Annotated in this window: 11 protein-coding genes; 4 read left to right on the top strand and 7 right to left on the bottom strand. The window is 71.8% G+C overall.

Annotated features, from left to right (window positions below; genetic code table 11):
• Window positions 1-51 precede the first annotated feature (51 nt).
• Window positions 52-1,104, bottom strand: coding sequence for an iron-siderophore ABC transporter substrate-binding protein (locus AC067U_RS18265; protein WP_478830736.1), 1,053 nt, complete (start codon window positions 1,102-1,104; stop codon window positions 52-54).
• A 111-nt stretch (window positions 1,105-1,215) separates the two neighbouring features.
• Window positions 1,216-2,574 carry a lysine N(6)-hydroxylase/L-ornithine N(5)-oxygenase family protein gene (locus tag AC067U_RS18260; RefSeq protein ID WP_478830735.1) on the bottom strand — a complete coding sequence of 453 codons (1,359 nt, stop codon included), beginning with the start codon at window positions 2,572-2,574 and terminating at the stop codon, window positions 1,216-1,218.
• 230 nt (window positions 2,575-2,804) lie between these two features.
• Here AC067U_RS18260 and AC067U_RS18255 point away from each other — a divergent pair, with 230 nt between their 5' ends.
• Together AC067U_RS18255 and AC067U_RS18250 are read left to right on the top strand one after the other, a co-directional pair.
• Window positions 2,805-3,752 carry a methionyl-tRNA formyltransferase gene (locus AC067U_RS18255; RefSeq protein WP_478830734.1) on the top strand — a complete coding sequence of 316 codons (948 nt, stop codon included), beginning with the start codon at window positions 2,805-2,807 and terminating at the stop codon, window positions 3,750-3,752.
• Window positions 3,753-3,829: 77 nt separating this feature from the next.
• Complete coding sequence (locus AC067U_RS18250) at window positions 3,830-4,477, top strand: hypothetical protein (protein ID WP_478830733.1); 648 nt, start codon at window positions 3,830-3,832, stop codon at window positions 4,475-4,477.
• A gap of 90 nt (window positions 4,478-4,567) precedes the next feature.
• Here the strand turns inward: AC067U_RS18250 and AC067U_RS18245 are convergent, their stop codons facing one another.
• Window positions 4,568-4,807 carry a chaplin gene (locus tag AC067U_RS18245; RefSeq protein WP_478830732.1) on the bottom strand — a complete coding sequence of 80 codons (240 nt, stop codon included), beginning with the start codon at window positions 4,805-4,807 and terminating at the stop codon, window positions 4,568-4,570.
• A gap of 209 nt (window positions 4,808-5,016) precedes the next feature.
• On the opposite strand from AC067U_RS18245, the gene AC067U_RS18240 reads away from it, so the two are divergent.
• Window positions 5,017-5,778 carry a DUF72 domain-containing protein gene (locus AC067U_RS18240; RefSeq protein WP_478830731.1) on the top strand — a complete coding sequence of 254 codons (762 nt, stop codon included), beginning with the start codon at window positions 5,017-5,019 and terminating at the stop codon, window positions 5,776-5,778.
• On the opposite strand, the gene AC067U_RS18235 is transcribed toward AC067U_RS18240, so the two are convergent.
• Together AC067U_RS18235 and AC067U_RS18230 are read right to left on the bottom strand one after the other, a co-directional pair.
• Window positions 5,772-6,050 (bottom strand): hypothetical protein, encoded by a 279-nt coding sequence (locus AC067U_RS18235; protein WP_478830730.1) that lies wholly within the window; start codon window positions 6,048-6,050, stop codon window positions 5,772-5,774. The two genes, AC067U_RS18240 and AC067U_RS18235, sit on opposite strands and share 7 nt — an antisense overlap.
• Entirely contained in the window at window positions 6,047-7,606 is a 1,560-nt protein-coding gene (locus AC067U_RS18230) for an FAD-dependent oxidoreductase (RefSeq protein ID WP_478830729.1), read from the bottom strand. The genes AC067U_RS18235 and AC067U_RS18230 overlap by 4 nt, the downstream gene beginning before the upstream one ends.
• 118 nt (window positions 7,607-7,724) lie before the next feature.
• Between AC067U_RS18230 and AC067U_RS18225 the strand changes: the two genes are divergently transcribed.
• On the top strand, window positions 7,725-7,898 hold the full coding sequence (locus AC067U_RS18225; RefSeq protein ID WP_478830728.1) for a CsbD family protein: 174 nt from the start codon (window positions 7,725-7,727) through the stop codon (window positions 7,896-7,898).
• Window positions 7,899-7,966: 68 nt separating this feature from the next.
• Here AC067U_RS18225 and AC067U_RS18220 read toward each other — a convergent pair whose 3' ends face one another.
• Together AC067U_RS18220 and AC067U_RS18215 are read right to left on the bottom strand one after the other, a co-directional pair.
• On the bottom strand, window positions 7,967-8,482 hold the full coding sequence (locus AC067U_RS18220; RefSeq protein WP_478830727.1) for a hemerythrin domain-containing protein: 516 nt from the start codon (window positions 8,480-8,482) through the stop codon (window positions 7,967-7,969).
• Window positions 8,483-8,634: 152 nt separating this feature from the next.
• The gene (locus tag AC067U_RS18215) at window positions 8,635-10,209 is read right to left on the bottom strand and encodes a hypothetical protein (RefSeq protein WP_478830726.1); all 1,575 of its coding nucleotides are present in this window, start codon (window positions 10,207-10,209) and stop codon (window positions 8,635-8,637) included.
• Between the last annotated feature and the right edge of the window lie 9 nt (window positions 10,210-10,218).

Here is a 10,218-nt window from a genome sequence, read left to right as displayed (position 1 = left end):
TCGGTTGGAGGTGGACTGGCTGGACTGGGTGGACTCGGTGGACTCGGTGGACTACTTGACGGCTTCGAGCTTCGGCACCACCTGGTCGATGGCGTACGGGATGCTCAGCACGGTGTTGAAGGACAGCGCGGCGCCGATGTCGGGGTCGTTGTAGGGCAGGAACAGGTCCCGCTTCTCCTGGCTGACCTTGGTCTTGGCGTACAGCGGGTCCGCCTTCATGGCCTTCTCGGTCTCGGCGGTGCCGAGCCAGACGGTCCGGTCGGCCTCCATGACGTCGAGGCGCTCGGAGCTGAGGTCGGCGATGTTCTCCTTGCCCAGCGCGGCGCGGTAGCCGTCGGAGGTGCCGAAGCCCATGCCGGCGAAGAACTTCAGCTTGGGGTCGTTCGGGGAGAAGGCGGAGAACTTGCCCGGCTCGTAGGGTTCGCCGACGGCGACGGTCTTGCCCTTCCACTCCGGGTGCTTGTCGCGGACGGCCTTGAGGCGCTCGTCGATGCCGGCGATGAGCTTGTCGGCCTCGGCCTCCTTGCCGAGCGACTTGCCGATCTGCTTGGTCATCACCTGCCAGTCGGCCTGGTAGTCCTCGGCGCCCTTGGGCTGCGCGACCACCTTGGCGATCTTCGACAGGGTCTCGTACTGCTCCTTCTTCATGCCCGAGTACTGGGCGATGATCAGGTCCGGCTTGAGGGCCGCGATCTTCTCCATGTTGTACTCGTCGCGCTCGCCGACGATCTGCGGCGGCGTGGAGCCCCACTTGCCCTTGGCCCAGGGCCACTTGCCGTACGGCTGCTCCTTGAACCAGTCCACGGCGCCGACCGGGGTGACGCCGAGGGCCAGGACGGCGTCCTGGTCGGACAGGCCGAGGGTGACGACCTTCTTGGGGGCGGCGGAGAGGGTGGTGCTGCCGTACTTGTGCTCGACGGTGACCGGGAAGGCCCCGGACTTCGCCGACGTGTCGCCGGACGCGGTGCTGCCGGTGCTGTCGCCGCCGGAGTCGCCGTCACCGCCGCCACAGGCGGTCAGGGCGAGCGCGGCGGCAGCGGCGACGGCCACGCGGGGAACGGCTCCGGCGAACTTCGTCAGCACGGGGCGTGGTCGAACGGTCACGGGGACTTCCTTTCACGGGGGTGGTGCAGGGCGCGCAGGCCACCGGCCCGGTACCGGGCGGCACCGGGCGGGGCTGGTGGAGCGGGGGGCGGCCAGGCCGTGTCGTTCGCCCTAGAGGGCGGAGCCGATCTCGTCCGCGGCGGGTTCGGGCGCGGATCCGGCCCCGGCCGGTACGCGGGCCCGGCCGATGATCGAGTCGAGGATCTCGCCGACCCGGACGGCGGTGTTCGACAGCAGGGAGGAGGTGATGCCGTGCGTGTGCTCGGTCCCGCCCTGCAGGTAGATCCCGCAGCGCAGTTCGGGATCGGTGGTGACGCGGTAGTCGCGCTCGACCCGGACCCGGCCCTGGTCGTCGCGGTGGCAGAACTCCTCGATCCCGCCGAGCAGTTCGAGTCCGTCGGCGGAGCGGTAGCCGGTCGCGTAGACCAGGACGTCGGCGTCGAGCGGGGTGCGTTCGCCGGTGACCAGGGACTCGACGGTGGTGCGGACCTTGTCCGGGGTCTCCACCACGTCGGTGAGGCGGGAGACCCGCAGGAACCGGAGGCGTTCGGTGCCGAGCACCTTCTCCTGGTACTCCTGGCGGTACAGGTCGTCGATCAGGTCGATGTCGACGACGGAGTAGTTGGTGTTCCCGTGGTAGTCGATCAGCTTGCGCTTGATCTCCTCGGGGGCGGTGAAGTACTCGTCGACCGCCCCCGGGTCGAAGATCCGGTTGGCGAAGCCGCTGTCGTCGGCGGGGCTGTAGCCGTACCGCGAGAAGACGGCGCAGACCTCGGCGCCGGGGAAGGTGCGGTGCAGGAAGGCCACGTTCTCGGCGGCGCTCTGGCCGGCGCCGACCACGATGAAGCGCCGCGGGTCGGTGCCTTCGAGTCCGGCGACGCGGGCGAGCAGGTCGGAGTTGTGCCAGACCCGTTCGGTGCGTTCGACGCCCTCGGGCATACGGGGCCGCAGGCCGGTGCCGACGACCAGGTTGCGGGCCCGGTGGGTGACCAGTTCCCCGCCGGAGCGGGCGGTGACGTCCAGGTACTGCACGACCCCGTCCTCGACGACCGGCCGGACGGCGACGACCTCGCAGCCGTAGGACACCATGTCGTCGACCTTGGCGGCCGCCCAGTCGAAGTAGTCGTGGAACTCGACCCGCAGCGGGAAGAGGTTCTTGTGGTTGACGAAGTCGAGCAGCCGGCCCTTGCTCTGCAGGTAGCAGAGGAAGCTGTACTCGCTCGCCGGGTTCCGCAGCGTCACCAGGTCCTTGAGGAAGGACACCTGCATGGTGGCGTCGTCGATCAGCATTCCCCGGTGCCAGCCGAACTGCGGCTGCCGCTCGAAGAAGTGGGCGGTGACCGCCTCCTCCCGTGCGACGCCGGCGTTGTGCTCGCTGAGCGCGATCGCCATGGCCACGTTGGACGGCCCGAAGCCGATTCCGATGAGGTCATGGACCAGTGGTGCGTCGTCAGCAAGAGCCTGAGACATGGGACTCCCAATCATGCGGTGTAGCCGCTTTGGGCACGCCGGAGGAACGGCGACCGAGCAAACAATTTAGGCAAGGCTAACCTGATCAAGCAAGCCCCGTCGACACACCGGATCGGAAGATGTCACTCCATCAGGTGGCCGAACTCCCTTGAAAACAGGCCCGGTTGATAACTTAGGTAAGCCTTGCTTTACTCACGCTTGGTCAGCTACAGTCCTGAGGAGGAGCCCCCATGCGGGTTGTCATGTTCGGTTATCAGACGTGGGGTCACCGCACGCTGCAGGCACTGCTGGACTCCAAGCACGACGTCGTGATGGTCGTGACACACCCCAGGAGCGAGCACGCCTACGAGAAGATCTGGAGCGACTCGGTCGCCGACCTCGCCGCGGAGCGCGGGGTCCCCGTGATGATCCGCAACCGCCCCGACGACGAGGAGCTGTTCGAGGCGCTCAAGGCGTCCGACCCGGACATCATCGTCGCCAACAACTGGCGCACGTGGATCCCACCGCGCATTTTCGGCCTCCCCCGGCACGGCACGCTCAACGTGCACGACTCGCTGCTGCCGAAGTACGCCGGCTTCTCCCCGCTGATCTGGGCACTGATCAACGACGAGAAGGAGGTGGGCGTGACCGCGCACATGATGAACGACGAGCTCGACGCCGGCGACATCGTGGCGCAGCACTCCGTGCCGGTCGGCGACACCGACACGGCAACCGACCTTTTCCACAAGACCGTTGACCTGATCGCCCCGGTGACGGTGGGCGCGCTCGACCGGATCGCGGCCGGCGAGACCGACTTCACCCCGCAGGACCGCTCCCAGGCCAGCTTCTTCCACAAGCGCTCCGCGGAGGACATCCGCATCGACTGGAACTGGCCGGCCGCCGACCTCGCCCGGCTGGTCCGGGCCCAGTCCGCGCCGTACCCGGCCGCGTTCACCTACCACCGGGGCAAGCGCCTGGAGGTGCTGGCCGCGGTGGTCTCCCAGGCCCGCTACGGCGGCACGCCCGGCCGCGTGTTCTACCGCGAGGGCGAGGGCGTCGTGATCGTCGCCGGCGCGGACGCCCGTACCGGCCGCAAGCACGGGCTCGCCCTGACCCGGGTCCGTACCGAGGACGGCCGGGAGCTGCCGGCCGCCGAGTACTTCACCTCCATGGGCGGATACCTGACCAGCCGGCCGTGACGGCCGCCCGGCTCTCCGCCGACCACGCGGGGACACGGCAGACACCGGCACGCGCCGGGGAACAGCACGGGGGAACCTTGAACGGTAACGAGCGGCACACCGACCAGGACGTCCAGGACGACTGGGCCGACGACCTGGTGGCCCGGGTCGAGCCCACGGGCGAGGTGGACCGGGCCCTGCGGGAGGCATTGGGCAGGTCCACCAGCCTGCGGGAGGAGACGATCACCCGGATGGCGGACGCCGTCCGGGCCGCCGCCCAGGGTCTCGACCTCGCGGCGTGCGCGGTGTCGGCCGGGGTGCCCGAGCGGATGCTACGCGAATGGCTGGAACTGGACTCTGCCTTCGCCGCGGCCGTCGGGGCGGCGCACGCACTGGCCGACGCCCACGGGCTCCGGCCCGGCGCCGGTCCCACCCCGGCCAGGCTCCGGATACTGCTCGCCGCGATGCGCGACGGCACGCCCTGGCCGGCCGCGGCGGTCCTCGCCGGCTTCTCCATCCGCGGCTTCGACCGGCTGCGGCGGGAGAGCCCCGCGGTGGGCGCGCTCATGGCGGCGGCCCAGCGCGCCCGCTCCGGAATCCGGCCGGCGCGCGGCGGCCGCCGCAACGGCCGGCCGGCGCGTCCCGCGAACGGCTACCGGCTGGTCCGGCGCGACGACCCGCTGCTCTCCCCCGATCGGGGCGGTGCCACGGGCCGACCCGCCGGGACGGGTTTGAAGCCGTCCTGAGTGGTTAGCCGCTGGGTGCGGCTGACGTGCCGCCCCGTACCGTCGGCGCCTGCGCGCGGTACGGGTACGGGACGGCACCGGTGGTCCGCGTCAGACGTTGGCGCAGGTGGCGGCACCGGCCGGGTTCAGCGCACCGATCACGTTGACGCTGTTGCCGCAGACGTTGATCGGAGCGTGGATCGGAAGCTGGACCAGGTTGCCCGAGAGCACGCCGGGCGAGCCGAGGGCCCAGCCCTCGGCCGTGCTGTCTGCCATGGCCGTGGCGGAGCCGCCCAGAACGAGGGCGGCGGCGGCCAGGGCGATCCCGGCGGTCCTGTACACACGCGACATCGGAGAGTCCTCCTGCTGATCGAACGGCGCGGACGCGCCGCCGGACCGGAAACGGCCCGCACCCCCTTCTTCGGCAGCCGACCGGCCCGGCTTGGGGGTCCGGGCACCGTATTCCCCCGAAAGTACGAGTACGCCTGCGGGCACGAGCACGAGTGAAGGGCCCGGGCGACGGGCCCGGGCGTCGAGCACGGATCGGCGGTGGGACCACCGTGGCGGTACGGGTCGGAACCTCGGGATGGCAGTACCGGGACTGGTCGGGCGTGCTCTATCCGGCCGGACTGCCGGTCCGGCTGTGGCTGGAGGAGTACGCCGGGCACTTCTCCACGCTGGAGAGCAACAACGCCTTCTACCGGCTGCCCTCCCCGGAGACATTCGCCTCCTGGCGGGACCGCACCCCGGCCGGGTTCGTGATGGCGGTCAAGGCCAGCCGGTACCTCACGCACATCAAGCGGCTGCGCGATCCGGAGGAGCCCGTGGCACGGCTCATGGCACACGCCTCGGCGCTCGGCGACCGGCTCGGGCCGGTGCTGCTCCAGCTGCCGCCCTCCCTGCGCGCCGCCCCGCAGTCCCTGGACGACTGCCTGCGCTGCTTCCCGGCGGGCACCCGGGTGGCGGTGGAGTTCCGCCACCCGTCCTGGTGGACCCCCGAGGTCCGGTCGGTGCTGACCGCCCGGCAGGCCGCGCTGTGCTGGGCCGACGTCGGGTCCCGGCCCGTCGGGCCGCTCTGGCGTACGGCCGACTGGGGGTACGTCCGCTTCCACCAGGGGCGGGCCGCGCCCTGGCCGTCGTACGGCAGGGCGGCCCTGGCCTCCTGGGCGGCCCGGATCGCGGCGGCCTGGCCGGCCGGGGCCGATGTCTTCGCCTACTTCAACAACGACACCGGCGGGGCCGCCGTCCGCAACGCCCTCGACTTCGCCCGCCTCACCGGTGACGCGGTGCGCCCGGCCGCCGCCCGACCGGCGGCTCAGTAGGGGCGCGCGGCCATCGGGCGGGGTTCGGCGTCCGGGGCCGTGAAGGTGGCGTGCGGGCCGCCGGGGCCCGCCGCGGCGAGCACCGAGGCCGCGGTGGGCGGGTCGGTCGGCAGTTCGACCGGCACGGTGACCGGGACGTCCTTGCGGGTGGTGGCGTACCCGGTCTCCTTGCCGTCGACCAGGACCTCCACCACCACGGTGTGGCCGGTCTGGACGGTGGCGCTGACCGAGTGTCCGAGGTGGTCGGTGTGGAAGTGGTGGCGGCGTCTCATCGGAGCTCCCGGGACGGAAGTGGGGTGGTGGCGGGCCCCTGCAGCACGGTGCCGTCGGGTGCGAAACGGGAGCCGTGGCAGGGGCATTCCCATGCCCCTTCGGCCTCGTTGAACGCGACCAGGCAGCCCATGTGGGTGCACCGGGCGTCGAGGGTGCGCAGGGTGCCGGAGCCGTCGCGGTGCACGGCACAGGGGTGGTGGCGGTGCCCTCGTACGACGACCGCCTCGCCCGGCGCGAGGGCATCGGCGGCTTCGGCGCCGGGCAGGTGCAGACGGTCGCCGAGGTAGTGTCCGGCGATCTCACCCTGGGAGCCGAGCAGGCCGGGTACCTCCCGCAGTGGGGGGAGTCGCCGTGGGTCGAACAGTTCCGTCCAGGCCGGGCGCGGGCCGCCCAGGATGTGCGCGGCAAGCAGTCGGGCGGCCATCAGGCCGCCGCTGAGGCCCCACCCGCCGAAGCCGGTGGCGACGTACACGTGTGCGGTGCCGGGGTGGAGGTGGCCGACGAAGGGCACACCGTCGGCGGAGTCCAGGTCCTGGGCGGCCCAGCGGTGCACCGGGGCGGTGGCGCCGAAGTCGGGGAAGTGCCCGCGGGCCCATTCCGTCAGCCGGTCCATGCGCTCGGCGGTGCCCGGGTCACCCGGCCGGAAGGCCTCCCCGGCCACGATCAGCAGGCGCTGCGCGAAGCCCGAGGGCGAGGGGTGGGGGGCGGTGCGGACGGAGCGGATCCGGTCCTCCGGGGTGAGGTACATGCCCTGGGGATCGGCCGCCGCGGGCACGGGTGCGGCGATCACGAGTTCCCGGCGGGGGGTGAGCCGGACCATCAGCGACACCGGACCGAAGGGCGGGAAATGGGTGGCGAGGACCGCCTCGGAGGCGTGCACGGCCGGTCCGTGCGCGGTCTCCAGGCGGATCCGGGCGTGTTCGTGGAGGTCGGTGACCCGGGTCTGCTCGTGGATCCGGCCGCCGGCGGCGGTGAAGGCCGCGGCCAGCCCGGTCAGGAACGCGGCGGGGTGGAACTGGAGCTGGTCCGGCAGCCGCACGGCCGCGGCGACCGGGAAGGGCAGGCCGGTCTCGGTGACGAAGTGGGCGTCGAGTCCGGCGGCCCGGGCGGCGGCCACCTCGTCCCGGATCTCCCCGGCCCGGGCCGGGTCGGCCACGTAGGTGTAGGCGGGGAGCCGTTCGAAGTCGGCGTCCACGCCGAGCTCGGCGGCGAGCGCGACGGCGCGTTCCAGGGATTCCTGCTGGGCGGCCGCGTACAGGCCGGCCGCCTCCGTACCCACCGTGCGGGCCAGTCGGCCGTAGCACAGGCCGTGCAGCGCGGTGAGTTTGCCGGTGGTGTGCCCGGTGGTGCCGGAAAGGATCCGGTCGGCTTCGAGGAGTACGGTCTCGCGGCCCGCGAGGGCCAGCTCCCAGGCGGTGGCGAGGCCGGCGATGCCGCCCCCGACGACCACCACGTCGGTGTCGAGGTCCTCCTCCAGGCGAGGCCGCGGCGGCCGGTCGGTGGTGGCCAGCCAGTACGGGAGGGGGCGCCCGGCCGGCGCCGGCGTGTCGTCCATGCCGTGCGGGTACCCCGTGCCGGGCCGGGGATGCACGGGCCCCACCGGTTGCGGCCCGGCGGAACGGGACAGAGAGTAAATCCGGGCAAAAGCCCCACACCTCTCGGAAGGATCCGTCATGAGCAAGGCCAAGGCGAAGGGCAAGCAGATCAAGGGCAAGATGAAGGAGACCGTCGGTGACATGACCGACGACCAGCGCATGGAGATGGAGGGCCGCGCCGAGCGCATGACGGGCAAGGTCCAGGAATCCGCCGAGCGGACGAACGAGCGGATGAAGCGGACGGCCAAGTAGCTTCCGCCGTGGTGCCGGACCCCGTCGCACGGGGTCCGGCACCCGGTGTCGACCGGGCCGTCACACGGTCAGGCGGACAGCGCGTCCGTGAGCTTCCGCAGCACCGGCCGGTGCGGCCGCTGCGGTGCCCGTTCCCGCGTCTCGCCCATCCAGACGCCGATCGACTGCAGTTCCTTGCGGCCCGCCGACGCGCGGACCTTCGGGAACAGGTCCTGTTCCTCGACGTCCATGTGCCGCTCGACGAGGCTCATGAGCACCCGCGTCTTCGCGTCGAACCCCTCCTCGCCGGGCCGCATGCCCGCGAGTTCGCCGGCCACCACGGCGGCCAGGTGGTGCTCCTCCCGGCAGTCCAGCACCGTGCTCTCCGCCTCGGGCACCAGATGGCGCATCCGCGGGTACGCCGCCTCGTCCTCGACGTAGGTGTGCACGGTCAGCTCGTGCAGGAACTCGTCCACGATGCCGGCCTTGGTACCGGTCTGGTCGGGGTCTCCGGCGGCGGCCGCGTCGACCGAACGGTAGTCGCGGATCAGCTTCCGGATCCGCTTGTGGTCGTCCCTCATCATCACGATGGCATCGGTGGACATGCCGTCCTCCCTGGCCGTGCCGTCCTGCTCCGGCCGTGCCGGCGGCAGCCGTGACGGATCTGCCGTTCCGCCTACCCGGGGCCGGCCGGACCATGCCCCGCCGACGGCGGGGCGCACGGTCCGGGGCCGGATCCGGGACCCGCCTTGGGGGATCAGCCGTCGGAGCGGTCGCGGACCGCGACGATCCCGTTGAACACGCCGATGTAAGCGGTGCCGTCCGGGCCGAGGGTGATCGGCGCCCAGTTGTTGTCGTACAGCGGGCCGGTGCCGGTCAGCTGCCGCCAGCGGCGCTCACCGGTGCGGAAGTCCACCGCGGTGAGGTACCAGGCGTCGAAGCCCCAGCGGTTGGGCTCCTTCTCGTAGAAGTAGAGCAGTCCGTTGCCGGTGGAGAGCTTCGGCACCGTCGAGGGCGAGCGGATCGCGCTCTCCCAGACCGTGTCGCAACCGCTGCCGTCGGGGCGGACGTCGATGCGGGACACCCCGCCGACGACGCTCTTGCCGAGCAGCAGGCTGGTCGGGTTCTCGTAGCCGTAGTTGTTCTCGACGACGAGGCTGTTGCCCCAGCTGATCAGGGAGTTGTCGGTGGTGGAGGCGCCGGAGCCGAAGACCGGCACCTTGCAGACCAGCCGCCGGTCCTCGGGCACGTCGGTGCCGCGCCGGAACACGAGCACGTTCATACGGTCGTCGGCGTTGTCGGTGATGGCGACGTAGCCGTTGCCGAAGAGGTCCGGGGTGGTGCCCGAACCCTGGTTCACGGAGCCGGGCTTGGTTCCCGTTCCGCGGTCGTAGGTCTGCCGCCACTGCACCTGCGGGGTGCCGTCGGAAGCGGCGCGGAAGCTGTAGAGGGCGTGGTCGGAGACGATGGAGACACCGTCCTCGGCCACCGAAAAGGAGTTCTGGATCTCCTCGCCCTGCAGCCGGACGTGGCGGATCGCCCCGGTCGCCGGGTCCACCGTGCCGACCCGGCCCTGGCGGGTGACCCACCAGATGCGGCCGTCCCAGTCCGGCATCACGGAGGTGACGGGATCGCAGCTGCCGCTGGGCCACAGGTTGGTCCAGCTGACGCAGTCGTGTGGGACGACGCCGGTGAGGTCCCAGTCGTTCTCGACGGTGAACTGCCAGCTGCCGTCCGGCCTCTGCTCGTGGGCGAGCCGCAGGATGTGCTGGCGGGAGTCGGCCAGCACGGCCCGGTCCCGGTCGTCCAGGTAGAAGTAGGCGCCCCCCGAGGTGTCCTTGAAGATCTTCGAGAAGTCGAGCGAGGTGATCGCCTCGACCGTCGAGGAGCGCTGCGGGAGCTGGTGTTCCGCGAGCGTGTCGAGGGTGCGCGGATCCAGGAGCTTGACCTTGAACCCGGAGAACGTGCCGCACACGGTGACCAGGCGGCCGCCCGAGTCGAAGGTGGCCGTGGCGCACTCGCCGCCGAGGGCGGCGATCCTCTCACTGGTCACCTCCGGGTTCCGGCCGAGCGGACCGGACCACGGTGCGGTGGCGCTGCCGGCCGCGTCGGAGTGCATGCCGCTGCGGCCGTTGGGCGCGAGGTACGGATGCTGCGGCGGGGCCTCGCCGGGCAGCGGGGCGGCGGTCGCGGGACTCCCGTCGTAGTGGCTGACCAGGCGGTGGCCCGGCGCCAGGGGTATCTCCTCGGCCTGCGCCGGCAGGGACCCGTTCAGGACCGCGAGCGCGGCCAGGGCCGGGACCGCAGCGCAGTTCAGCGCTCTTCGGAACATCCGGTCTTC

The organism is Streptomyces sp. NPDC043853, assembly GCF_056436025.1.
This window is presented reverse-complemented; position numbering and strand designations above follow the sequence as displayed.